Source organism: Cyanobium usitatum str. Tous (assembly GCF_003011885.1).
Taxonomy (GTDB): Bacteria; Cyanobacteriota; Cyanobacteriia; order PCC-6307; family Cyanobiaceae; genus Cyanobium_A; species Cyanobium_A usitatum.
On sequence record NZ_PXXO01000001.1, the window covers coordinates 303,919 to 325,747 of the forward strand.

The window sequence follows — 21,829 nt, forward strand, 5'->3', positions numbered from 1 at the left end:
GAACACCTTTAGGGCTCCAGCCTAGGTAAAGTGCCTTCAACGACTGCAAGCTGCACCATGTTGATCTCTGCGGGTTGGGCCTCCTTGGCTGCTCTTTTCAGCTTTTCCATCGCCATGGTGGTCTGGGGTCGTCACGGCGACAACAGCATCAAGTTCTGACCTGGCTTTGACGATCCTCTGTGCCTGAGCTGAACCTCTCCGCCTCCCAGGTGCTTTCCGCAATCGCGGTGTTGCTGCTGGTGTTTGTCAGCGGAGGCGTGATCTATCTCTCCATCATCGAGTGGAGCGATCGTCGCCGTCGCAACGCCCTTCAAACCAAGCGCCGCAAGTGAGCCCAGCCGGCTCTTCGCCACCATCCCCCACTCCCTCTGGGTTAGCGGATTGGGCCTGGCAGAGCGCCGCAGAGCTGCTGGTGCCACCCCCAGCTGGGCCATCTAGCCCTTCGGCAGCCCCCGACCTAGAGGCACTTGACCTAGAGCCCCTCGACCTAGATGACCTTGTTGCGGCCATTGACTCGGCCCAGCCGAGGCTGCCTCTCAGTGTTGATAGCGGTAAGCACGACCCGGGCAGCTGGGATCCGGCCTTGCTTGCCTCCCTCGGTCTGATCCTGCTCAGCCGCCCCGCTGACGCCGAGCAGGATGAATTGCTGCGCCGCGCTGCAGACGGCTTGCGTCAGCAACTAGCTGGCAACATCGTCACCTACGTGGTGAACCGCAACCTCAACGTTTCAAACCACTGCATCAAGCACTGCAGCTTCTGCGCCTTCCGCCGCGATGCTGGCGAGCCCGGCGCCTACTGGCTTAGCGAAGCCGACCTGCAGCAAAAAGCCGCCGAGGCGCTTGAGGCTGGAGCCACTGAGCTCTGCATCCAGGGCGGACTCAACCCAGCCGCCACGGTGGCAGGCAGTCAGCTGGCCTATGCCGAACGGTTGCTTGGTCTGTTGCAGCAGGCAGCACCGGGGTTGCACCTTCATGCCTTTTCGCCCCAGGAGCTGCTTTATTTCGCCCAGCACGACGGGCTTCCGCTTGATCAGGTGCTGGATCGGCTGCAGGCGGCGGGGTTGGGATCGGTGCCGGGTACGGCGGCAGAGGTGCTCAGTGAGCCGGTGCGGCAGGTGCTCTGCCCGGAGAAACTCACGGCCAGGGAGTGGGTGGCGGTGATGCTTCAGGTGCACCAGCACGGCTTGCCTGCCACCAGCACCCTTATGGCAGGCCACATCGAGTCCCCGGCAGACGTGGTGGCTCACCTGCTCACCCTGGTGGCGGTGCAGCGCTACGCCTGGCAGCATCAGCGCCAGGGTTTCACTGAGTTTGTGCTGCTGCCTTTTGTGGGCGCCTCGGCGCCAGCTGCCCTGCGCTCCCGTGTGCAACGGGACCAGCCCGACCCTGCAGCGATGTTGCGGCTCACGGCCCAGGCCCGGCTGTTACTGGGGCCCTGGTTTCGCTTCCACCAGCCCAGCTGGGTGAAGCTCACCCTCCCAGGGGCCACCGAGGCCCTGCGCTGGGGCTGCAATGACCTGGGCGGCACCTTGATGGAGGAACACATCACCACGATGGCCGGTGCCAGCGGCGGCACCCGCCAGTCCCCCCAGGCGCTTGAGGCGGCTGCCCAGCGGCTTGGCCGTCCGGTGCGGCGCCGCACCACCCTCTACGGAGCTGTGGCGTGACCCGCTTGCGCTGGACCCTCACCCTGACTTTTCTGCTGCTGCTGCTTCCCGCTGGCTTGCTGCTGCGATCTCCCCGGCCCCGGGCCGAGGGCCTGGAGCGGTTGATTGGCCAGGCTGCCCTGCTGCAGAGCTTTCCCGCCGCCCCGGAGCGACCGGTGCCAGCCCTGTGGAGCCAGCGCCTCGGCGCTGCTCAGGCGCGTCGAGTTTGGCGTCAGCAGCGCCGCTTCTGGTGGCAGTTCTGGGGGCGCGATGGCGATGGTGGCGCCTATTTGGCCTATCAGTTCCAAGCAGGAAGCCCCCTGCCTTCCCATGGAATTCGGGTTGATGACCTCGTGGTCGTGGCAGCCGATCCCCTTGCCAAGCGGCTACTGCAAGACCAGCTCAAGTTGGCCCAACGTCAGCGCCGCGGTCTGGAGCAGCGCTGTCTGCAGCGGTTGCAGCAGGAGCAAGCGGTTTTCTGGGCCCCCCTTGGCCTCGGCGTGATGGCGGGCCCTGCAGCCCCTTTGCTGCAACGCTTCCAGGAGGGATGTTTGAGTCTCGAGCTCGAGGGGGCCAATCTGGGGCTCGCTGGAGAAGCAGCTGCCGCCAGCGGCCTGTTGGCCGCCCCAGGTCGTGCGGCAACACCCGTCGTTCCTCCCCCCCTGCCTTCAGGGTTGCTGCTGGAGTGGCGCGGTCCTGGCCTTGAGGGCTTATTGCAGGGGCTGTTGAGCCGCCAGCTGATCCGGGAACCCCTGTCGGCTCGCTACGGCATCGGTGATGCCCAAATAACCATGCTGCGTCGTGTGCCCTTTGTCTTGCGACTGCGCCCGCTGGCCCAGGGGCCTTTCCAGACGGGTCTGGAGCTGCAGTTGGTGGTCTCAGGGGATCGGCGTCCCTGGAACCAGATGCTCGCTGGGCTGGTTGAACCGCTGGAGACCCAGGGACTCGAGGCGACGCAATCTGGCTCCAAGGCCTTAGCCGCGACGCTCTGGCGCCAGCAGGATGGGCGAGTCGTGGGAGGTTGGCGCTGGGTGCTGGCTGGTTCAGGCAGCACCCACTTGCTGCTGTTCCTTGGACCCGAACCACCTGCCGCTACTCCTGCAGCAGCCACGCCTGTGCTGAGCCAGCCCGGCCTTGGCGCTTCTATGCAGCTGCGGCTGCGGCCTGCAGCGCTTGCAGAGCGGGGCTTGCTGCCGCCCGAATTGCCCAAGCCCGTCCAACTGGCTAGCCAGCTCAGCCTGACGGCAGTGCCAGCTGCTCCTGGCTCAGCCCTCAGCCAGCTGACTGGGCGGCTTCAGCTGCAATCTCGGTAGGTGCCTCTGTGGCTTCCTGTTGCTGCCGTTCCCGTTTACGGCGTTCAGCAGCAACGGTTTCCGCCATTAGCTCAACGGCCTGGGCCATTTTCTCGAGGTTGGTGGCGTAGAGACTCAGGTCCTTGTCGAGTCGCTCGCGCAGCAAGCCCATGGCGCCGCCCAGCTCGTGGGCATAGCTGCGCAGGGCGGAGGCATCCAAGGCGTCTGCGCCCTGCGCCTGCTCCAACAAGCTCAGCAGGCCTACGGCCATCAACCGTGAATAGTGGAAATCGGGGCGGCGGATGTCAGCAAGAGCTGCCGCAAGGGGTTCGGGTGCGCCCGAACCCTCCTGTTCGATCCATTGCTTCACCTGCTCGACGCTGTGGCTGCCCATGGCTGCCATGGCGCTGTCACGCTGCTGGCGCAACTGGTTGGCATCGAAACCGGAAGCGGAACAAAGGGCCTGGAGCAGGGGGAGGCGCTGGGCGTCAGGGCGATAGCCCCGGGCAAAACTGTCGAACACCTGAATCAGGCCGCAGGCAAACAGGGCATCACTGCGAAAGCCGGTTTGACGGCTGAGCAGGTGCAGCTCCACAAGCAGCTCATCCACCATGCGGCGATAGAGCGGCGCGATCACGTAAGGGAAGGCGCGATGAAACTCCCGCTTGCTGTCGGCAACGGTGAGGGCTGCACTCACGCTGGATTAGGCCAAGGTTGGTCGACCCTAGCCGCCCGGGCTCAGTAGGATCGGGACCACTCGCAAATGCAGCTCCATGATCCCGATCGTTATTGAAGAGTCGGGCCGGGGTGAGCGCGCATTTGACATCTATTCCCGGCTACTGCGGGAGCGCATCATCTTCTTGGGTGAACCGGTCACTGCTGAGTCGGCCAACCGGGTTGTGGCCCAGTTGCTTTTCCTAGAGGCAGAAGATCCCGAGAAGGATATTTTCATGTACATCAATTCTCCGGGTGGATCGGTATACGACGGTCTGGGAATTTTTGACACCATGCAGCACATCAAGCCAGATGTGCAAACCGTCTGCGTGGGTCTGGCCGCTTCGATGGGTGCCTTTCTGCTTTGTGCTGGCACCAAGGGCAAGCGCAGCAGCCTCACCCACTCGCGGATCATGATCCACCAGCCCCTGGGCGGCGCCCGCGGCCAGGCCAGCGACATCCGCATTCAGGCAAACGAAATCCTCTACTTGAAGCAGAAGCTCAACCAGGAGCTCAGCGATCGCACGGGCCAAGCCCTGCCCCGCATCGAGGAAGACACCGACCGCGACTTTTTCATGTCACCCGCGGAGGCTGTTGAGTACGGCTTAATTGACAAGGTGATCGAAAAGCGACCAGTGCGTCCCGTTTGAGGGACTAATTTACAAGGGCACGATTAAAACGAGTAGCGCAAACTCAGCTGCACCCCATGGGCTTGCAGGTCCGCCTTGGTTCCTCCGATAGGGATTGTGGTGCCTTTGGCCAATCGCTGCCTGCCCCCAGCCGCACATAGGGGCCGGGAGCCAGCGCTGGGTTGGCGAGATTTACGTCAATATCAGGCATTCCAGGCACTCGGATCGGGCAGAGCTAGAGCTTGCCAGGCGTCAATTTCCAAGGCGTAGGCCGCATGACGCTGGATCGAGTCATCCATGAACAGGGCTGCCCGGATCGGAATGTCTGGGCCCGTGAAGGAATGCATGGCTATGCCGGCAGTGATGGTCCGTAGAGCTGCTAATTGCAGGTCGTACCTGGCCTCTTCAAGCGAGTAATCACAAACTCCAAGCTTGAGTAGTTCCTGGTGCCAAGCCAGTAGCAGGTCTTCATGACGTCCAAGCCGCTGAGCCTGGGGCGTGCTGCCGCCAATCAAAAAGGCGATATCAATAGCGGCTGAACTACGGCTGGCCCAGGACCAATCAATTATCACTGACTCTGGATCTTCTACAGTATTGCCGAATAGCAGATTGTCGGCGCGCAGATCACCATGGACGAGGGTCCATGGCCTGTCATTGAGAGCCTGATCAATATCTGCACTTTGCTCGAGTACGGCTCGATATAACCTGCAAACATCCGTGCCGAAGCGCACGCCATAGGTGGCAAAGAAATCATCAACGATTTCGGCTTTGGGGTCTGCAAACCAGAAGCCATGGTTTGGCAACCAGCTGTGCTGGTTCAAGGAAGGATCTAGCCAGAATTCGGCGTGGATAGCGGCCATGCGTTGAATCGTGGCCAACGTTTCCTGGTAGCTCAGTCCGATTACTTGATCACCAGAACGTAGGTGGGTCAGATCCTCGATCAGCAACCAATAGGGCTCAGAGGAATTGGTTGCAAAGACTGAGGGTTTGTGATTTTCTAATCTTGGCGTGCAGTGAGTGTAAACACCCACCTCACGACCAAAGGCATTATTCAGCCGGCTGAACTCATTGAAGTCCTTATTGGAGGTTTCACTTTTGAGAATTACGCTTGCTGGCCCTTCTTCAGGTGGATCACAGCTCAGCTCCAGGCGCCAAGTGGTCGATTGAAACCCCCGGCCCTCCCCGAGCAGCTTCGCTTCCAGGCTTTTGACATTTGAGGAGTCGAATCGCGTGGCGGCGGGCTGGGTGGCTCGCTGGCTAGCGGAGCACCCACAGAGTGCACCCACGACGAGTCGCGTGGATGCCGGTCCTGTGATGGCTAGTGCTACTGCTTGATCAGCCGGCCAGCAGGGGCGAGAAGCGCTCCTTCTCTGGAATTGCCGTGAATTCGGCCACGATGGCGCGGAATTCTTCGCCATCGAGGCTTTCTTTCTCGATCAGTAGCTCCACTACCCGATCCATGCAGGCGCGGTGTTCTGCCACCAACTTGACCGTGTCTGCGTAGCAGCTGTGCACCATCTGGCGCACGGCATCATCGATCTTGCTGGCAAGGCGATCGGAGCCATCGCTGCGGGTCATTAGGTCGCGGCCCAGGAAAACCTCCTGGTTGCCTGCTTCAAAGGAGACCTGGCCAAGATCGCTCATGCCAAACCGGGTGACCATTTGGCGGGCAATCGAGGCGACCTGCTGGATGTCACCACCTGCACCAGTTGTGACCTCTGCGTGGCCGAAGACCACATCCTCGGCAGCCCGGCCGCCGAGGGCACCCATGATGCGAGCTCGGAGCTGGGCCCGGCTCACCAACATCTGCTCCTCGTCGGGGGAGAACCAGGTAAGTCCCTGGGCCTGCCCCCGTGGGATCAGGGTGACCTTCTGAACGGGGTCATGGGCCTGCACCAGGGTGCCCACCAGGGCATGGCCAACCTCGTGATATGCGATCAGGCGCTTGCTGCGCCCATCGGTGAGGGGCTTGCCCTCCATGCCGGCAATGATCCGATCGACGGCATCATCAATTTCGGCAAGTGAAGTGGCCTCCTTGCGGCGCCGGGCCGTGAGGATTGCCGCTTCATTAAGCAGGTTGGCGAGATCGGCGCCGGAGAAGCCCGGGGTACGGCGAGCAATCACTTCGAGGCTCACATCGTCGGCCAGTTTCTTATCGCGGCTGTGCACCTTGAGCACAGACAGCCTTCCTTTGATATCTGGCACATCAACTTGAACCTGGCGATCGAAACGACCTGGGCGCAGCAGGGCTGAATCGAGCACATCGGCTCGGTTTGTTGCGGCAATGATGATGATACCGCTATTGCCTTCAAAGCCGTCCATCTCGGTGAGCAGCTGGTTGAGGGTTTGCTCCCTCTCGTCGTTACCGCCGCCGACACCAGCACCACGCTGGCGTCCCACCGCATCGATTTCGTCGATAAAGATCAAACAAGGGCTATTTTCTTTAGCCCGCTTGAACAGGTCGCGCACCCGGCTGGCGCCCACGCCAACAAACATTTCAACGAATTCAGATCCTGAAAGCGAAAAGAAGGGAACTCCGGCTTCGCCAGCAATTGCCTTGGCTAGCAGGGTTTTACCGGTACCTGGAGGTCCTACCAGCAGCACACCCTTGGGGATCTTGGCGCCAACTGAAGTGAAGCGCTCGGGGGTTTTTAGGAAGGTGACAACCTCCTGGAGGTCCTGCTTGGCCTCTTCAACACCAGCCACGTCGTCAAATTTGACGCCAGTTTCAGCCTCCATGGCGAAGCGGGCTTTGGTTTTGCCGAATTGCATCGCCTGACCGGGGCCCCCGGGCATGCCGCTGCCGCGGCGTGAAAGGAAGATCAGCGAGCCGATCAGCAGCAATGGGAAGAGCAGATTGCCGAGCAATCCAAGAGCTGGTGGAGCGGTTTTGGGTGGATGGATATCGAAGCTGATGCCCTGCTCTTTGAGCTTGTTGACGAGCTCTGGAGCAACACCGGGCAGGTCTACGCGCAGACGCTGTACCCGATTGTCGAGGTCAGGATCCACAGCCTCGATAACTGCACTGCGACCGCCGTCGAAAATATCAACCGCCGTTACCCGGCCCGCATCGACGTAATCGAGGAAGCGGCCGTAGCTCATGCGGGCTACTGCCGCATTGCGCGGAGCAACCGTGGAGCCTTCAGGTTTGAAACGGGCCGTGCCGCCGTTACCAAGCAGCTGCCAGCCGAGGAATGCGACCACTGCCAGGGGCAGCAGCCAGAGGGCAATCAGACGCCAGCGCTGGTTCATAGCTGAGACACTTTGTTGACAAGTGTAACGGCGCCAGGCCCCCTCCCCGAGCCCAGCTTCAGCTAGCCGTTGCCCAGGGCAGCTCGCCATCCAGCAGACCGGTGAGATAGCCGCGGGAACCGGGCAGCGCTTCGAATTGGGCCGCTTGAGCTGGTAGGGACGGTGGATCGTTGATCAGATCGCAGGAGTTAACGGTCTCCACCAATTCGGGCCCACCTAGGCCGTGGGTCCAGATCTTCACCACGCTGCTTGGTGGGCACTGGAAGCTGAGCAGCTCGAAGGGAAACACCACTCGTTCGAGGAAGAACTGCTCGGGACCGATGCAGCGCAGTATCACCATCCGATCGCTGGTATTGCGATAACTGCAAGCCATTTGAGCCACGACTGAATCCCGATTTCTCCACCCATAAAGCCACTGGCTTGAGTGCGGGTTTAGTGACGGACGCCACTGTTTTCGGTTTTTAATGGTTTTTTCTGGTTTCGCCCCACCGCTGCCGGCTGATCAGACCGGTTCAAAGGCTGCGCAAGGCAACGATTGGGTCGAGGCGCGCAGCCCGGCGGGCGGGCACTACGCCGAAGAAAAGGCCAATCGAACCGGATAGCCCCACCGTGACCAGCACCGTGGCCGCCCCAATCGATGCCGGTAGGGGTGTCAGAACGCCAACCACAGCCACCGTGCCAATGCCCACGGCGCTGCCGATCACGCCCCCCAGGCTGGCCAGCACCAGCGACTCCACCAGAAACTGCAGCAGCACATCGCCGCTGCGGGCGCCGAGGGCTTTGCGCAGGCCGATCTCCTCGGTGCGCTCACTCACCGACACCAACATGATGTTCATGATGCCGATGCCGCCCACCAGCAGCGACACGGCGCCGATGGCCGCCAGCATCAAGGTGAGGCCACCAGTGATCGTGCTCACGATCGTGAGGGCATCCTTCTGAGAACGCACGGCAAAATCGTCTTCCCTCAGGATCCGGTGTCGCTGGCGCAGCAGGTTGGTGATCTGAAAGCTCGCGGCCCCCGTGCTCTGCTCGTCGCGGGCTTCGACGCTGATGAAATTTAGGCTGACCCCGTAGGTGGGGTCGCGTCCTGAAAGCTTGCTCACCATGGTGCTGAGGGGCACGTAGGCGTTCTCGTCTTGGTTTTGACCAAATACGGCTCCCTTGGGTTCAAGAACGCCGATCACTTCGAACAGCTGGTTGCGAATACGCAGCTGGCGCCCCACTGGCGCCTTGCCTGGGAACATCTTTGTGCCCAAGTCGGGCCCCACCACGGTGACATTGCGAGCGCCGTTGAGATCGCTGGCGGTGAAGAAGCGCCCCTGGGCCATCTCAAATTGACGAACCGGCAGAAACTCCGGTGTAACACCGAGAATTGACGTGCTACTGCTCAGTCCGCCCGCCTGAACCACCCCGCTCAAGGTGATCTGGGGGGCTACCCGCTTGACGCTGGGTACCTGCTCGCCGATGGCGATCGCGTCTTCTAACACGAGGTTTTTTGGGAAGTCGATGCCCTGGCGCCGGGTGTCGTTGCTGCCAGGCACTACAAAAAGCACGTTGGCGCCGAGATTGCTTAGCTGCCCTTCTGCCAGGTTCTGGGCGCCTCGCCCCACCCCCACCAAGGTGATTACGGAGGCATTGCCGATGACGATGCCGAGCATGGTCAGCAAACTGCGCAGCCGATTGGCGCGCAGGGTGCTCAGGGCCATGCCGACGGTTTCCCGCATGGGGAGCTTGGTTGGCATGGCTGCGGTGGCGGCTGCTGGCCTTAAACGATGGCGGGTTTGTCGTCAGCGTCGTGGCTGCGGGCGCCCCGATGCACCTCGCCGCGCTGCAGATCCAGGGTCACGATTTCCCCCTGACGCAGGTTTGCGATCGCGTTACAGACACCCACAATCGTTGGTACGCCAGTGCGCTCGGCGATCAAGGCGGCATGGCTCTCGAGGCCACCGGCTTCCGTAACTACCCCTTTGGCTTTGCGAATCGCCTCGACGTAATCGGCGCAGGTTTCATGCACCACCAGGATTTCGCCAGATTGGATTGCCGCCGCTGCCTCTGGACTATCAACCAGGCGAACTCGACCGCTCACGGATCCAGTGCCGACGCCGGTTCCCTTAGAGAGCACCGCGGAGACGATGCCCACCTTGATGAAGTCGGTGGAGCCGCTGATACCCGAGAGGGTGCCGGCGGTTTGAACGACTAGGTCACCATCGCGAAGAAAGCCCAGCTCGCGTGCCATGCCCATGGCCAGGCTGAAGGTGCTGGTGGAGGAGCTCTGCTCCTCCACTACCAAGGGGTTGACGCCCCAGCAAAGCTGCAGCTGCCGGGCCACATTCACCTCGCTGGTGATCGCCAAAATTGGGGTGCTGGGGCGGAACTTGCTGACACTGCGAGCCGTAGAGCCCCCCTTGGTGAGCGGCAAAATTGCGGCCGCATTCAGCTGGCGAGCAATGCTGCTCACTGCCTGGCAGATGGCATTGGGGATGGTGGTTGCCATGTGGCTATCGAGCACCCGGCGGGGGTAATCCCGCTCGATGCGCCGGGCGATTATGGCCATGGTGGCCACCGCTTCCACGGGGAAATCGCCCACAGCGCTCTCATTGGAGAGCATCACGGCATCGGTGCCATCAAGAATGGCGTTGGCTACGTCGCTCACCTCGGCCCGGGTGGGCCTGGGGCAGCTCACCATTGAATCGAGCATCTGGGTGGCAGTGATCACCGGGATGCCAAGACTGTTGGCCTTGCGAATCAGCTCCTTCTGCAACAGGGGAACTTCTTCGGCGGGCATCTCAACGCCAAGGTCGCCCCGAGCAACCATCACCCCGTCGCAGAGGGGCAGGATGTCGTCGATCTGATCGATGGCCTCAAACTTTTCGATCTTGGCCACCACGGGGGTGTCGTGGCCATGGCTGCGGATCAGTTCGCGGATCTCGCGCATGTCCGAGGGGTTGCGCACAAAGCTGAGGGCCACCCAATCAACCCCCTGCTTCAGACCAAATGCCAGATCAACGCGGTCTTTCTCGGTGAGGGCACGGATAGAGAGCTGCACATCGGGGAAATTCACTCCCTTGTTGTTCGAGAGCACTCCACCAACGGTGACGCTGCAGAACAGGGTCTGCTCTGGCTTGTCGACGCTCTCGACCACCATCTCCACCCGACCGTCATCCAGCAGGATGCGACTGCCTGGCACCACCTCATCTGCCAGGGATGCGTAGGTGACGGTGGCAATCTTCTGATTGCAGGGCACGTCCCTAGATGTGAGGGTGAACTGATCACCCTTGGCCAGGGTGATCGGCCCATCGGCAAAGCGGCCCAAACGAATTTTGGGACCCTGCAGGTCCTGAAGGATGCCGAGCTCAATGCCCAGCTCCGTTGACACCTGGCGAATCGTGGCGATGCGAGCCGCATGCTCGCTGTGGTCGCCGTGAGAAAAATTGAGCCGGAAAGTAGTGGCGCCGGCGGCCACCAACTCGCGCAGACGTTCGGCGGATTCCGTGGCAGGCCCGATCGTGGCCACGATCTTGGTGCGACGCATGAGATCGGGCTGGGGCATGTAAACGCCAACAGACGACTGGAAACTACCATCCAGGCCTGCAATGGGCTGTAGCAGGTGGATTTTCAGCATTACCAAGAGGGTTGCCGCGCCACGGCCCGCTACCCAGATGCCGGCGCCAACCCCATCTATCCCACCCTGGGGCTGTGCGGTGAGGCTGGCGAGGTGGCCGACAAGGTCAAAAAAGTGCTGCGCGACCGTCAGGGCAGCTTTTCGCCTGAGGTGATTGCAGACCTGCAGCTCGAGCTTGGTGATGTGCTCTGGTACGTGGCCCAGCTCGCTACCGAACTTGGTCTGGAGCTAGAGCAAATTGCCCAGGCCAACCTCGACAAACTGGCCAGCCGCGCCGCCCGTAACGTAATCGGAGGCAGTGGTGACAGGCGGTGAGCAAGCAAGGTATGGAGCTTGGGCCACGGCATGAGCTCGCAAAGTGGCTGGCGCGGTTGCTCGCTCTCATAGTTATTGGTGCTCTGGTGCTGCCAGCTCCTGCCTGGGCAGCAGATCTCCAGGTATCTGAGCTGAGCATCGAACCCTGCCCCGCCGAGGACATCGGGGCCCAGCCAGAGTTGCGGCGCCCGGCTGGTGCCAGCTGCTACGCCCTGCGCGGCAGCGTGGTGAATCCCACCCGCAAGACCGTTGTTGATACCGACGTATTTGCCCTGATCGTTGATTCAAGTGGCGAGCCGGTGCTGCAAAACCGCACCCGGGTGGGTTCGATCGGTGATGTGCCGCCTGGCACCTCTGCCTTTGCCCTGCGCCTATCGGTGCCGGCTGGCACCCCTGGACCGCTCAGCTTCCGCAATGTCAAGGCAAGGGGTTTCAGTGCCCCGGTGCGCACCCGCGCTGGTGTGGATGACGAGCTGCTGCCCCTTGAACAGGCCTTAGCTGATCAGTAACCAGCTCCCAGCACCGAAACGCTGGCGCCTTCGAGCAGGCTCTGCACCAGTTGCAGGGCAATAAAAGCCACGATCGCCGAAAGGTCTAGGCCGCCTAGGGGCGGAATCAGGCCGCGGAAGGCATTCAGGTAGGGATCGGTGATCGAGCTCACCGTCGAAAGCACGGGGTTGCTCCAGTCGAGATTGGGAAACCAGCTCAGCAACACCCGCACCAGCAACACCAGGGTGTAGATGCTGAGGGTCTGGGCCAGAACCTGCAGCAGGAAACTCAGGGCGTCCATGGAATTTTGTTAGTGGACCAACTCTAGGCAGCTTGCTTCCAGAGGTCAGCCTCAGCCTTGATGGCGAAGGTGCGGTGGAACTTCTCGCTGAGGGTGAGCCAGTAGGAGCGGCCCTCGCTTTGGCGCTTGCGCTCGATGAAATTTTGGGCCAGTAGCTCCTTGATGTGGTCGTAGGCGCCGGAGCCGCGCAACTCGACTAGATCCGATTGCAAAATCCGCTTTTTTAAGGCAATCGTGGCCAGGGTGCGCAAGGCGGCCGTGGATAGGTCCACGGGCAGGAGGTTCTGAACCAAGTCGCCCAGGCCATCGCGCAGCTGCAGGCTGTAGCGGTTGCCCTCTTGGCGCACCTCCAGGGCCGTATCCCGGTGGGCGTAGTCGGTGATCAAGGTGATCAAGCCAAGCTCCGCTTCCTCTCGGCTAACCGCAGCGATCTCAGCCAGCTCTTCCAGGCTGAGGGGCCGGCCTTTCAAGTAGAGGATCGCCTCCATGCGGGCGGGCAGGGATAGGCCCTGAATCAGCCCCTTGCTTTGCATGGCCGCACGTTACCGCAGCTTTTTGGGCTCATGCCAGGGCTGGCAGGGGCGCTGAGCTGGGCCCCAAAAACAGTTGGTAGGCAGGGTTGGCCGATTCGTCCCAGTGCTGATAGCCCAAGCCATCGAGGAACTCCTGCCAGGCGGGTCTGTCAGCGCGAGGCACCTGCACCCCCACCACGATCCGCCCTACGTCGGCGCCGTGGTTGCGGTAGTGAAAGATGCTGATGTTCCAGTTGGCGTGTAGGGCGTTTACGAACGCCATCAGGGCGCCTGGTTTTTCGGGGAACTCGAAGCGATAGAGCAGCTCTTCGCCCTGCGCGAGAGCCGGGCCGGCGCTGGCGGGCAGGCGGCCGCCCACCATGTGACGCAGGTGCAGCTTGGCCAGCTCGTTGTTGGAGAGGTCGAGGCAGGGGAAGCCGGCGTTCTGCACGTCGTTGATCAGTTGCTGCTCGTCGGCTGTGCCACTGGTTTGCACCCCTACAAAAATGTGAGCAACCCTGGGATCGGCTAGCCGGTAGCTGAACTCGCTGAGGCTGCGCTGGCCCAGCACGCCACAGAAGCGCCGCAGGCTGCCGGTCTGCTCGGGGATTTCCACCGCCAGCATCGCTTCGCGGTCTTCGCCGATCTCAGTGCGCTCGGCCACGAAGCGCAGCCGGTCGAAGTTCATGTTGGCGCCGCAGGCAACCGCCACCAAGGTTTGGCCGTGCAAGCCCTGTTGCACCACATCGCGCTTCATGCCTGCTACGGCGAGGGCGCCGGCTGGCTCCAGGATCGATCTCGTGTCTTCGAACACGTCCTTGATGGCTGCGCAGATGGCGTCGGTGTCGACTGTCACCATGCGATCCACCGTTTGCTTCGCCAATTCAAAAGTGAGCTCACCGACGCGGCGCACCGCCACGCCATCGGCGAAAAGGCCCACCTGCTCGAGCTGCACCCGCTCCCCGGCGGCTAGGGAGCGGGTCATGGCATCGGCATCCATCGGCTCAACGCCAACGATCTGCACCTGGGGCCAGAGGGTTTTGACGTAGGCCCCAATGCCGGCGATTAAGCCGCCACCGCCTACGGCCACATAAATAACGTCAGGCGGCGAGGAGCACTGGCGCAGGATCTCCAACCCGATCGTGCCTTGACCGGCGATCACATCGGGATCGTCAAAGGGATGGATGAAGCTGAGCCCCCGCTCAAGGCCCAGGAGCGTGGCTTCCGTGCAGGCGGCGTCGTAGTTGTCGCCATGCAGCACCACCTCGGCGCCCCGGGCCGCCACCGCTTTCACCTTCATCTCCGGTGTGGTGACAGGCATCACAATCACGGCCCTGCAGCCCAACTTCTGGGCGGCTAGCGCCACTCCCTGGGCATGGTTGCCGGCGCTGGCGGCGATCACGCCCCGCTCCAGCTCGGCAGGCGAGAGGCCCGCCATTTTGTTGTAAGCGCCGCGCAGCTTGAAGCTGAACACGGGCTGCAGGTCCTCACGCTTCAGCAGCACCCGGTTGTGCAGGCGCGCCGAGAGATTTGGCGCAGGATCCAGTGGCGATTCAATCGCCACGTCGTAGACCCGCGCCCGCAGGATCCGTTGCAGATAGCTCTCAGGGGCCTCGCTCATCGCACCAGTGTCGCAATTCGGACCCCTGGGCGGAAGCTAAGGCCTAGATTGCACCCCACCTCCAGGGTTGTGCATGCATCTCAGCGAGCTGAGTCACCCGAATCAGCTGCACGGCCTGAGCACGGCAGAGCTTGAAGCCATTGCCCGCCAGATTCGTGAGCGCCATCTGGAGGTGGTGAGCACCAGCGGCGGGCACCTGGGTCCTGGGCTGGGAGTGGTGGAGCTCACCCTCGCCCTCTATCAAACCCTCGATCTCGACCACGACAAAGTGGTGTGGGACGTGGGTCACCAGGCCTACCCCCACAAGTTGATTACGGGCCGCTACAAGGATTTCGACAGCCTGCGCCAGAAGAACGGGGTGGCCGGCTATCTCAAGCGCAGCGAGAGCCGCTTTGACCATTTCGGTGCCGGCCACGCCAGTACCTCGATTTCGGCGGCCCTTGGCATGGCCCTGGCCCGCGATCGCCGCGGGGAAGACTTCAAATGTGTGGCGGTGATCGGCGATGGCGCCCTCACCGGTGGCATGGCACTAGAGGCGATCAATCACGCCGGCCACCTGCCGAAAACCAAGCTGGTGGTGGTGCTAAACGACAACGACATGTCGATCAGCCCACCGGTGGGGGCCCTTTCCACCTATCTCAACCGCATGCGGTTGAGCCCACCTCTGCAGTTTCTGCAGGGCAATGCCGAGGAGGCGATCAAGCACCTGCCCTTCTTGCACGGCGAGCTGCCTAACGAGCTCAAAACTCTCAAAGAGAGCATGAAGCGCCTGGCGGTTCCCAAGGTGGGAGCCGTGTTTGAGGAGCTGGGCTTCACCTACATCGGCCCAATCGATGGCCACGACATCGCCGGCATGGTGCGCACCTTTGAACAGGCCCACCGCACAGAGGGGCCTGTGCTGGTGCACGTGGCCACCACCAAGGGCAAGGGCTACGCCTACGCCGAGGCTGATCAGGTGGGCTATCACGCCCAGAGCGCCTTTGATCTGGCCACTGGCAAGGCCTATCCCTCCAGCAAGCCGAAGCCGCCCAGCTACAGCAAGGTGTTTGGCCAGACGCTGGTGAAGCTCTGCGAACAGGACCCCACCGTGGTGGGCATCACCGCTGCCATGGCCACCGGCACCGGACTGGATCTGCTGGAGAAGGCTTTTCCGGCGCAGTATTTCGATGTGGGCATCGCCGAGCAGCACGCCGTCACCATGGCGGCTGGCATGGCCTGCGAAGGGCTCAAGCCCGTGGTGGCTGTTTACAGCACCTTCCTGCAGCGCGCCTACGACCAGTTGATTCACGACGTCGGCATCCAGAACCTGCCGGTCACCTTTGTGCTGGATCGGGCCGGCATCGTTGGCGCCGACGGCCCTACCCACCAGGGTCAATACGACATCAGCTACTTCCGCGCCGTCCCCAATTTCACGGTGATGGCCCCCAAGGATGAGGCTGAGCTGCAGCGCATGCTGGTGACCTCAATTCATCACAGCGGCCCCTGCGCCCTGCGCATTCCCCGCGGCGAAGGCGAGGGGGTTCCTTTGGCTGAAGAAGGTTTTGAACCCTTAGAGATCGGCCGGGGCGAGCTGCTCACCGATGGCGACGACCTGCTGATCGTGGCCTACGGCGCCATGGTGGCTCCGGCGATGGCTACGGCCGGACTGCTGCAGGAAAAGGGTCTGCGGGCGGCCGTGATCAATGCCCGCTTCCTGCGGCCCCTTGATGAGGTCTTGATCCTCCCCATGGCCCAGCGCATCGGCAAGGTGGTAACCATGGAGGAAGGCTCCTTGGCGGGTGGCTTCGGGGCTGCGGTGGTGGAAACCCTCAGCGACCACGACGTGCTGGTGCCGGTGCTGCGCATCGGCATCCCCGACGTGCTCGTGGACCACGCCAGCCCGGAGCAGAGCAAGCACAGCCTGGGCCTCACCCCACCCCAGATGGCGGAGCGGATCATCACCCGTTTTGGTGTTCCCCTTCAAAGCAGTCTCCCTGCTGCGGCTGCGCCAGTTGCTGTCTGAACCGGAGCCCTACGACTGCGAAGTGCTTGTGGTGGGTGCTGGCCCTTCGGGTGCTGAGCTAGCCCGCTTACTTGCCCAGGCTGGGGTTGATGTGCTGCTGGTTGATCGGCTTAAGCATTTGGGTCAGGCGGCTTTCAGTAGTGCGGCCCTGCCGCTTGAGACCCTCGATCGCTTTGGCATACCCGCTCACGTTGTGGCGGCGCGCTGGAGTGGCTGGCAGCTGGTGGGGCCAGGCGACCAGCGCCGGCTGTGGAGCGCAGGCCAACCCCTCGGCGCCGTGCTCGATTTTGGTGCCCTGCGTCAGTGGCTAGCTGGCCAGGCCCAGGCCTGGGGCGCCCGCCTGCAGCTCGGCGTCACGGCCATTGGCTGGCATCAAGATGGCGCTGGCGTTAACACCGTGGTACGCGATGGCGCTGCTGGTAGCCGCCGGCTGCGCAGCCGCTGGCTGGTGGATGCCAGCGGCGAGGGCCGAGCCCTGATTGGCGAGCAGGCAAAGCTGGCCGATCCGCTGGTGGCCGGCCTGGGGGTGGAGTGGTTGCTGCAGGTGGATCCCGAGCAGCACCGGCCCTGGGCAGACAGGCTCAGCTTTTTCCTTGGCAGCGACTGGGTGCGGCAGGGTTACGGCTGGGTATTTCCGATGGCACCGGGCCAGCTCAAGGTGGGGGTGTGCCGCTTGGCCGATCCCAGCCGTGCCCAGCCAGCGCTGGCTCTGGAGCTGGGCGCCTTAGTACAACGCTGCGGCCTTGGACAAGCCGAGGTGCTCGATCGCCATGGGGGGCGCATTCGCAGCACGGTCCGCCGCCATGAACCCCACCGGATGGGCAGGCTGATCGGGTTAGGTGATGCGGTGAGCACGGCCAACCTGCTGGGTGGGGAGGGCATCCGCCACGCCCTGGCCAGTGCCCGGGTGCTGGCACCGCTATTGCTGGAGGCCCTGGCCAAACCAGCTGGCTCTGTCGGCCTAGACCAATACGCGAGCCTCCTAAGAAGCGAGCTGGGCTGGCGCTGGAGCCTGAGTGGCCGCCTAGCTAGGCGCACCTGGCTAGGACTGGCTGATGCCAGGGCCGATGCTCGCCTGGAGCGCCTGCTGGCTGGCTTGCAAACCCGGCGGGCGGAGGATCTCTCCGCCCTGTTGTTTGACTACCGCTTTGAGCGCTACGGGCTTAAAGCGCTGCCCTACTTGCTGGGTTGGCGCTGAGCCCTGAGGGTGGAACCCAGGTTTTCAGACCACGCCGCGGGAGGCCATGCCAAGGATGGCGCCCATGCCGAGGATGTGGCCGAGGCTCAGGGTGCCGAGCATGGCGCCGTGGCTGAAACCGCCAAATAGGCCGGGGCTGGGCAGCTTCAGACCAACGTTTTGATGTTGGATCGTGGCCTTGCCAATGGCGATGGCAATCACGTTGCAGACAATCATCACCAACGCCACCTTGGGTGACCAGGTGATGGTGGCGGGGGCAAGGGCCAGGAGGGGAGCGATCATGGAGCAGGTGCCAACGCCCCATCTTCCGGGCAGCACCCCCTATGGATGACCCGGCTTAAGACTTGTTCATTGCCTGCTGCCGCAGCCGGCTGACTACGCCATCGCGCTTGAGCCTGCCAAGCGCTTCATTGATCCGGGTTTCCAGGTCTTCGCTGATGCCTGGTGAGAGGGCGAATGCCTGGGATTGGGGGTTGAGGTTGCGCAGCGCCAGCCCGTAGAGCTTGTGGGGCAGTTGCTGCAGCAAAAAGTCGAGCTGGATGTCGTCGGCGAGCACCGCATCCACGGCATCAGCAGCCAGCAGGCTGTCGGCGCGGATCACCTGATCCAGCTCGCGCAGCTGAATCGGCGGCTGCAATCCGGAGTCGTTGAGTCTTTGCAGTAGGTCGTTGCTGACGGTGCCACGCCGCACGGCAACCCGCTGGCCGGCGAGATCGTTGAGGCTGCGGATGTTGGGGCTCGCCAATTCCTGGTTGCCCCGCACGACGTTCAAGGTGACGTAGCTGACCAGCAGCGAGGCCGTGATGATCCGCACCAGGTAGGCCACAAAGACAAAGGTGTGGCCCCGTGTACTAACAACCACGGTGTTTGTGCCAGGGCCGGTGGCTAGCACCTGAAAGATCAAGGCGAAGGCGCGTCGCGGCCCGATCTCCCAGCTGCTGGGTTTGCTGCCGTTGCGCTCCACCTGCCAGACAGCCACGCTCAACAGGCCAATCAGCACCACGTAGGCCACCAGCAGCCTGATCAGATCAGGAGTCAGCAGGCTGCGCAGCAGGGAACTGCCGAGCTCGAGCTGGTTGCGTTTGACCATCACCCCCAAGCCCGATTCCTGAAAAGGCAGGCTGAAGCGGTTCTGGCGGATGCGTTCTGGTGAGATGGTGATGCAGCCGATCGCAACGTCCACTTCGTTGCGCTTGGTGGCTGCCAGCAGCTCGGTTGTGTTGTCTGCTGGCACCAGTACGTAGGGGATCTGCTCCTGGTCGGCGACCTGTTGCCACAGTTCCACGGCCATGCCACTCCAGCTGCCCCGCTGGCGATAGGAGCAGGGCTGGGAGCCATCCGCCACGCCGACTCTCAATACGGGTGCAGCCTGGCTAGGCCCAGCGGCCATGCTGACGACTATCGCCAGAAGCCAGAGCATCAGGATCGGGGCGGTTGGGCCGTGATCACGGCGCCAATGCCGCTGAAGCCAAGTACCACAAGCAGGTTGGAGATCGTGAGCAGCGATTCAGCTCCCCCATGCAGGGAATCCACATTGGCCAGCAGCTCGCCATAGCGCAGTTGGGCCACGATGGCGGCGGCAATCGTGACGGCCACAAACACCAGGGTGAATTGAAAACCCCGCAGGGCCAGCTTGGGGAACCCCTCAATCCGCCCTGCCCACCAAAGGAAGGCCAGATAGGGGAGTAGCGACAACACGAACAAAGGCGTGGGGTCGATGCCGGCAAGCCAGCCGAGGGGGCCGCTCATGGCGTCGCCTGCCGCTGCTGGCGCAGCAGGTTCCAGGCTGCCAGTGCCAGGGCGGCGTTGCCAATGGTGGTGAGGCCCGCCTGAAACACCACCAGGCCCTGCAGGTTTGGGCTGTTGTCAAACAGATGCCAGGTGCAGGCAGCCATGGCGCTCACCAAGGCCGGCAACATTGCCAGGCTCAACCAACGCCAACCGCCCTCCCGGCGAGCCACCCCCAGGCGCTGCACGGCCACCATCGCTACCACCCACTCGAGCACCGAGGTGACGTGAATCCACCAGGTGGGTAGGGAGAGGGCATGCATTGACTGATCTTGACAGGGTGAGAAGCTGTGCGTCTGATACCTGGTTTAGGTGCGCGTGATCAGGCCGGCCAAGACGGATCAGTCAGCGCAGCGGCTGTTGCTTTGCGGCTACTACGGCGAGCACAACCTGGGCGACGACGCCCTGCTGGAGGTGTTGCTGGCCCAGTTGCCAGCTGGCTGCCTCGGCACGGTTACGGCCCACGACGGTGCCCTCGTGCGGGAGCGCTTTGGGGTTGATACGGTGGCGCGCCGCAGCCTGCCTCTGGTGCTCAAGGCGCTGCGGCACTGCGATGCCTTGGTGCTTGGCGGCGGCAGCCTGCTGCAGGATTCCACCAGTTTCAAGAGCCTGCTCTATTACGCAGCTCTGATCGGAGCCGCCCGCTTGCAGGCCAAGCCTGTGCTGCTTTGGGGTCAGGGGCTGGGGCCCCTGCAGCGGCGGCGCAGCCGAATGCTGGTGAGCTGCCTACTGCGCTTGGCAACGGCTGTGAGCTGGCGCGACCCGGAGTCGGCGGCCCTGGCCAGGAGCCTGGGGCGTGATGGACCCGTGGGCAGCGATCCGGTCTGGGGCCTACCTCCCCAGCAATGGCGCGGCAGGGGCGGCCCCCTAGTGCTTTGCTTCCGCCCCACCCGCCAGTTGCAGGGTTCAGCTTGGAGGCCCTATCTGGCCGCCCTGGATCAGTTGGCCGCCAGCCACGACCGGGAGGTGATCTGGCTGCCTTTCCACGCCAACCAGGACAGGGGCCTGCTGGAGCAGCTGCGCCGTGAGCAGCTGCTGCCGCCAGGGCTGGCAGCCCGCAGTCGGGAGGTGCTGGCTGAGCGGCCCCAGGAGGCGATGGCCATATGCAGCGGTGCTGGCTTGGTGGTGGCGATGCGGCTGCACGGCCTGATCCTGGCGGCCCTCTCCGGTGCGCCCTGCGCCGCCCTCAGCTACGACCCCAAGGTGGCTGCCGCCGCCGCCAACCTGGGCTGCTCCTGTCAAAATCTTGATATGGCGCCCGGCCCTGGGCTGCTGGCCAGCTGGGATAGGGCGCTCGACATCCCGCCACCCTCTTCAAGGCTGCTTGAGCTGCGTCAGCAGAGCGAAGTACACCAGCAAGTATTTGCATGGCTGGCACCACTGGCTGGTTTATGACCAATTGGCCGCGTTAGCGCCTGATCAGCTGGCTTGAAGCTCCCGCAGGCTGGTGAGCACTTCGGCGCTGTGGCCGCTGGGACGCACCGCCACCCAGGTGGAGCGCAATATGCCCGAGGGGTCGATCAGGAAGGTGTGGCGCTGAGAGAAGGGAGCGATCCAGCTGCCGTAGGCGCGGCTCACCGTGCCAGCTGGATCAGACAGCAAGGGAAATGCCAGCCCCTCGCTGCTGCAGAAATCGGCGTGGGATTCGGCATCGTCGGCACTCACCCCCACCACGGCAGCATTGGCGGCACGGAAGCTGGCCAGGTCTTTTTGAAAACCGCGAGCTTCGATGGTGCAGCCTCCGGTGAAATCACGGGGATAGAAGTAGAGCACCAACCATTTGCCCTGGAAGTCGGCCAAATTCAGCCGGGTAGGTACGGCTTCACCACCGGCTGCTGGCGCAATGCCGGCTAGGTCGAAATCAGGGGCGGATTGGTTGAGAGCAGGCAGGGTGCCTCCCAAAGCAAAAGCCTGTCGGCTGGATGCCAACAGGCTTGAAGCACCCGCTGCGGCGGGCAGAAGAGCAACTAGGCCCTGCAAAAGTGCCCGACGCCGCATCGCAGGCTCAGATTTTGGCCAGGTTGACGCCCAACTCTTTGGCGTAAGCGCCCAGGCCCTTCTTCTGGATGGTTTTCAGAGCGCGGGTGGAGACGCGCAACTTGATGAAGCGATTGCCTTCAGCCCACCACAGACGGCGCTCTTGCAGGTTCACCTGCTGGAGCTTTTTGGTGCGCACGTGGGAGTGCGAGACGGCCATGCCGTTGTTGGCGCGCTTGCCGGTGAGCTGGCAGACCCGGGACATGAACCACTTCCAAAACGACTTGCAGGCGCTAGCCCGTATCCCAACCTTACCAAAGCGTGGATATCCCCGGTCCAGACGGCCTAGGCCTTGATCCGGTTCGGGCTCTGGGGTCCACGTCAGGGGTAGCTCGATCACCACCTCGGCCCCGCCAATGCGGTCAGTGGTGCGCACTACGCGGGTGGCTCTAGGGCTGGTGCATGTTGAGCA

At 62.9% G+C, this 21,829-nt stretch carries 25 protein-coding genes; 10 read left to right on the forward strand and 15 right to left on the reverse strand.

Annotation, left to right across the window (positions count from 1 at the left end):
- Positions 1 to 57 precede the first annotated feature (57 nt).
- The 4 genes from petN to C7K55_RS01600 are packed head-to-tail and all read left to right on the forward strand — an operon-like array spanning position 58 to position 2,958.
- Positions 58 to 159, forward strand: coding sequence for a cytochrome b6-f complex subunit PetN (petN, locus tag C7K55_RS01590; protein WP_106501620.1), 102 nt, complete (start codon positions 58 to 60; stop codon positions 157 to 159).
- A 20-nt stretch (positions 160 to 179) separates the two neighbouring features.
- Positions 180 to 332: a hypothetical protein gene (locus C7K55_RS13670; RefSeq protein ID WP_193486092.1), complete on the forward strand. Its 153-nt coding sequence runs from the start codon at positions 180 to 182 to the stop codon at positions 330 to 332.
- Positions 329 to 1,666 (forward strand): CofH family radical SAM protein, encoded by a 1,338-nt coding sequence (locus C7K55_RS01595; protein ID WP_241518086.1) that lies wholly within the window; start codon positions 329 to 331, stop codon positions 1,664 to 1,666. Before C7K55_RS13670 ends, C7K55_RS01595 begins: the two co-directional genes overlap by 4 nt.
- The gene (locus C7K55_RS01600; protein ID WP_106501621.1) at positions 1,663 to 2,958 is read left to right on the forward strand and encodes a hypothetical protein; all 1,296 of its coding nucleotides are present in this window, start codon (positions 1,663 to 1,665) and stop codon (positions 2,956 to 2,958) included. The genes C7K55_RS01595 and C7K55_RS01600 overlap by 4 nt, the downstream gene beginning before the upstream one ends.
- Here the strand turns inward: C7K55_RS01600 and psb29 are convergent.
- Complete coding sequence (gene psb29 / locus C7K55_RS01605) at positions 2,918 to 3,634, reverse strand: photosystem II biogenesis protein Psp29 (protein WP_106501622.1); 717 nt, start codon at positions 3,632 to 3,634, stop codon at positions 2,918 to 2,920. The two genes, C7K55_RS01600 and psb29, sit on opposite strands and share 41 nt — an antisense overlap.
- A gap of 76 nt (positions 3,635 to 3,710) precedes the next feature.
- On the opposite strand from psb29, the gene clpP reads away from it, so the two are divergent.
- Positions 3,711 to 4,301: an ATP-dependent Clp endopeptidase proteolytic subunit ClpP gene (gene clpP, locus C7K55_RS01610; protein WP_106501623.1), complete on the forward strand. Its 591-nt coding sequence runs from the start codon at positions 3,711 to 3,713 to the stop codon at positions 4,299 to 4,301.
- A gap of 182 nt (positions 4,302 to 4,483) precedes the next feature.
- Here clpP and C7K55_RS01615 read toward each other — a convergent pair whose 3' ends face one another.
- The 5 genes from C7K55_RS01615 to pyk form a co-directional block, all read right to left on the reverse strand.
- Positions 4,484 to 5,698 (reverse strand): phosphotransferase, encoded by a 1,215-nt coding sequence (locus C7K55_RS01615; RefSeq protein ID WP_106501624.1) that lies wholly within the window; start codon positions 5,696 to 5,698, stop codon positions 4,484 to 4,486.
- Positions 5,616 to 7,532 carry an ATP-dependent zinc metalloprotease FtsH gene (gene ftsH / locus C7K55_RS01620; protein WP_106501625.1) on the reverse strand — a complete coding sequence of 639 codons (1,917 nt, stop codon included), beginning with the start codon at positions 7,530 to 7,532 and terminating at the stop codon, positions 5,616 to 5,618. Before ftsH ends, C7K55_RS01615 begins: the two co-directional genes overlap by 83 nt.
- A 58-nt stretch (positions 7,533 to 7,590) precedes the next feature.
- Positions 7,591 to 7,905 carry a DUF1830 domain-containing protein gene (locus C7K55_RS01625; RefSeq protein WP_106501626.1) on the reverse strand — a complete coding sequence of 105 codons (315 nt, stop codon included), beginning with the start codon at positions 7,903 to 7,905 and terminating at the stop codon, positions 7,591 to 7,593.
- 139 nt (positions 7,906 to 8,044) lie between these two features.
- On the reverse strand, positions 8,045 to 9,274 hold the full coding sequence (locus tag C7K55_RS01630; protein ID WP_106501627.1) for an ABC transporter permease: 1,230 nt from the start codon (positions 9,272 to 9,274) through the stop codon (positions 8,045 to 8,047).
- A 23-nt stretch (positions 9,275 to 9,297) separates the two neighbouring features.
- Positions 9,298 to 11,082, reverse strand: a complete 1,785-nt coding sequence (gene pyk / locus C7K55_RS01635; protein ID WP_106501628.1) for a pyruvate kinase — start codon at positions 11,080 to 11,082, stop codon at positions 9,298 to 9,300.
- Positions 11,083 to 11,139: 57 nt separating this feature from the next.
- On the opposite strand from pyk, the gene C7K55_RS01640 reads away from it, so the two are divergent.
- Both C7K55_RS01640 and C7K55_RS01645 read left to right on the forward strand, forming a co-directional pair.
- The gene (locus tag C7K55_RS01640) at positions 11,140 to 11,469 is read left to right on the forward strand and encodes a nucleoside triphosphate pyrophosphohydrolase family protein (protein WP_106501629.1); all 330 of its coding nucleotides are present in this window, start codon (positions 11,140 to 11,142) and stop codon (positions 11,467 to 11,469) included.
- An 11-nt stretch (positions 11,470 to 11,480) separates the two neighbouring features.
- Positions 11,481 to 11,978, forward strand: coding sequence for a hypothetical protein (locus tag C7K55_RS01645; protein WP_106501630.1), 498 nt, complete (start codon positions 11,481 to 11,483; stop codon positions 11,976 to 11,978).
- Here the strand turns inward: C7K55_RS01645 and C7K55_RS01650 are convergent.
- The 3 genes from C7K55_RS01650 to ilvA are packed head-to-tail and all read right to left on the reverse strand — an operon-like array spanning position 11,972 to position 14,392.
- A complete protein-coding gene (locus tag C7K55_RS01650) occupies positions 11,972 to 12,259 on the reverse strand; it encodes a YggT family protein (protein ID WP_106501631.1) in 288 nt (95 codons plus the stop codon). The genes C7K55_RS01645 and C7K55_RS01650 overlap by 7 nt on opposite strands.
- A gap of 23 nt (positions 12,260 to 12,282) precedes the next feature.
- Positions 12,283 to 12,792 carry an SMC-Scp complex subunit ScpB gene (gene scpB, locus C7K55_RS01655; protein WP_106501632.1) on the reverse strand — a complete coding sequence of 170 codons (510 nt, stop codon included), beginning with the start codon at positions 12,790 to 12,792 and terminating at the stop codon, positions 12,283 to 12,285.
- Positions 12,793 to 12,820: 28 nt separating this feature from the next.
- Complete coding sequence (ilvA, locus tag C7K55_RS01660; protein ID WP_106501633.1) at positions 12,821 to 14,392, reverse strand: threonine ammonia-lyase, biosynthetic; 1,572 nt, start codon at positions 14,390 to 14,392, stop codon at positions 12,821 to 12,823.
- Between the two features lie 73 nt (positions 14,393 to 14,465).
- On the opposite strand from ilvA, the gene dxs reads away from it, so the two are divergent.
- Both dxs and C7K55_RS01670 read left to right on the forward strand, forming a co-directional pair.
- Positions 14,466 to 16,394 (forward strand): 1-deoxy-D-xylulose-5-phosphate synthase, encoded by a 1,929-nt coding sequence (gene dxs / locus C7K55_RS01665; protein ID WP_106501634.1) that lies wholly within the window; start codon positions 14,466 to 14,468, stop codon positions 16,392 to 16,394.
- Positions 16,342 to 17,592, forward strand: coding sequence for an NAD(P)/FAD-dependent oxidoreductase (locus C7K55_RS01670; protein WP_315856770.1), 1,251 nt, complete (start codon positions 16,342 to 16,344; stop codon positions 17,590 to 17,592). Before dxs ends, C7K55_RS01670 begins: the two co-directional genes overlap by 53 nt.
- A gap of 24 nt (positions 17,593 to 17,616) precedes the next feature.
- On the opposite strand, the gene psaK is transcribed toward C7K55_RS01670, so the two are convergent.
- From psaK to C7K55_RS01690, 4 genes are read right to left on the reverse strand one after another with little or no spacing between them, the layout of a single operon-like run.
- Entirely contained in the window at positions 17,617 to 17,874 is a 258-nt protein-coding gene (gene psaK, locus C7K55_RS01675) for a photosystem I reaction center subunit PsaK (protein WP_106501635.1), read from the reverse strand.
- Between the two features lie 55 nt (positions 17,875 to 17,929).
- Entirely contained in the window at positions 17,930 to 19,012 is a 1,083-nt protein-coding gene (locus C7K55_RS01680; protein ID WP_106501636.1) for a substrate-binding periplasmic protein, read from the reverse strand.
- Positions 19,012 to 19,341 (reverse strand): DUF3593 domain-containing protein, encoded by a 330-nt coding sequence (locus C7K55_RS01685; protein WP_106501637.1) that lies wholly within the window; start codon positions 19,339 to 19,341, stop codon positions 19,012 to 19,014. Before C7K55_RS01685 ends, C7K55_RS01680 begins: the two co-directional genes overlap by 1 nt.
- Positions 19,338 to 19,643: a DUF2499 domain-containing protein gene (locus C7K55_RS01690; RefSeq protein ID WP_106501638.1), complete on the reverse strand. Its 306-nt coding sequence runs from the start codon at positions 19,641 to 19,643 to the stop codon at positions 19,338 to 19,340. Before C7K55_RS01690 ends, C7K55_RS01685 begins: the two co-directional genes overlap by 4 nt.
- Positions 19,644 to 19,692: 49 nt before the next feature.
- On the opposite strand from C7K55_RS01690, the gene csaB reads away from it, so the two are divergent.
- On the forward strand, positions 19,693 to 20,775 hold the full coding sequence (gene csaB, locus C7K55_RS01695; protein WP_241518087.1) for a polysaccharide pyruvyl transferase CsaB: 1,083 nt from the start codon (positions 19,693 to 19,695) through the stop codon (positions 20,773 to 20,775).
- Positions 20,776 to 20,799: 24 nt separating this feature from the next.
- Here the strand turns inward: csaB and C7K55_RS01700 are convergent, their stop codons facing one another.
- Both C7K55_RS01700 and rpmB read right to left on the reverse strand, forming a co-directional pair.
- Complete coding sequence (locus C7K55_RS01700) at positions 20,800 to 21,378, reverse strand: peroxiredoxin (protein WP_106501639.1); 579 nt, start codon at positions 21,376 to 21,378, stop codon at positions 20,800 to 20,802.
- 7 nt (positions 21,379 to 21,385) lie between these two features.
- A complete protein-coding gene (gene rpmB / locus C7K55_RS01705; RefSeq protein WP_106501739.1) occupies positions 21,386 to 21,622 on the reverse strand; it encodes a 50S ribosomal protein L28 in 237 nt (78 codons plus the stop codon).
- Positions 21,623 to 21,829 lie beyond the last annotated feature (207 nt).

Excerpts from the sequence above, each read along its gene's own strand:
- petN (WP_106501620.1), top strand. The coding sequence starts at position 58 with ATGTTGATCTCTGCGGGTTGGGCCTCCTTGGCTGCTCTTTTCAGCTTT.
- clpP (WP_106501623.1), top strand. The coding sequence starts at position 3,711 with ATGATCCCGATCGTTATTGAAGAGTCGGGCCGGGGTGAGCGCGCATTT.
- C7K55_RS01615 (WP_106501624.1), bottom strand. The coding sequence starts at position 5,698 with ATGGCGAAGAATTCCGCGCCATCGTGGCCGAATTCACGGCAATTCCAG.
- ftsH (WP_106501625.1), bottom strand. The coding sequence starts at position 7,532 with ATGAACCAGCGCTGGCGTCTGATTGCCCTCTGGCTGCTGCCCCTGGCA.
- C7K55_RS01625 (WP_106501626.1), bottom strand. The coding sequence starts at position 7,905 with ATGGCTTGCAGTTATCGCAATACCAGCGATCGGATGGTGATACTGCGC.
- C7K55_RS01630 (WP_106501627.1), bottom strand. The coding sequence starts at position 9,274 with ATGCCAACCAAGCTCCCCATGCGGGAAACCGTCGGCATGGCCCTGAGC.
- pyk (WP_106501628.1), bottom strand. The coding sequence starts at position 11,082 with ATGCCCCAGCCCGATCTCATGCGTCGCACCAAGATCGTGGCCACGATC.
- C7K55_RS01645 (WP_106501630.1), top strand. The coding sequence starts at position 11,481 with ATGGAGCTTGGGCCACGGCATGAGCTCGCAAAGTGGCTGGCGCGGTTG.
- C7K55_RS01650 (WP_106501631.1), bottom strand. The coding sequence starts at position 12,259 with ATGGACGCCCTGAGTTTCCTGCTGCAGGTTCTGGCCCAGACCCTCAGC.
- scpB (WP_106501632.1), bottom strand. The coding sequence starts at position 12,792 with ATGCAAAGCAAGGGGCTGATTCAGGGCCTATCCCTGCCCGCCCGCATG.
- ilvA (WP_106501633.1), bottom strand. The coding sequence starts at position 14,392 with ATGAGCGAGGCCCCTGAGAGCTATCTGCAACGGATCCTGCGGGCGCGG.
- dxs (WP_106501634.1), top strand. The coding sequence starts at position 14,466 with ATGCATCTCAGCGAGCTGAGTCACCCGAATCAGCTGCACGGCCTGAGC.
- psaK (WP_106501635.1), bottom strand. The coding sequence starts at position 17,874 with ATGATCGCTCCCCTCCTGGCCCTTGCCCCCGCCACCATCACCTGGTCA.
- C7K55_RS01680 (WP_106501636.1), bottom strand. The coding sequence starts at position 19,012 with ATGCTCTGGCTTCTGGCGATAGTCGTCAGCATGGCCGCTGGGCCTAGC.
- C7K55_RS01685 (WP_106501637.1), bottom strand. The coding sequence starts at position 19,341 with ATGAGCGGCCCCCTCGGCTGGCTTGCCGGCATCGACCCCACGCCTTTG.
- C7K55_RS01690 (WP_106501638.1), bottom strand. The coding sequence starts at position 19,643 with ATGCATGCCCTCTCCCTACCCACCTGGTGGATTCACGTCACCTCGGTG.
- C7K55_RS01700 (WP_106501639.1), bottom strand. The coding sequence starts at position 21,378 with ATGCGGCGTCGGGCACTTTTGCAGGGCCTAGTTGCTCTTCTGCCCGCC.
- rpmB (WP_106501739.1), bottom strand. The coding sequence starts at position 21,622 with ATGTCCCGGGTCTGCCAGCTCACCGGCAAGCGCGCCAACAACGGCATG.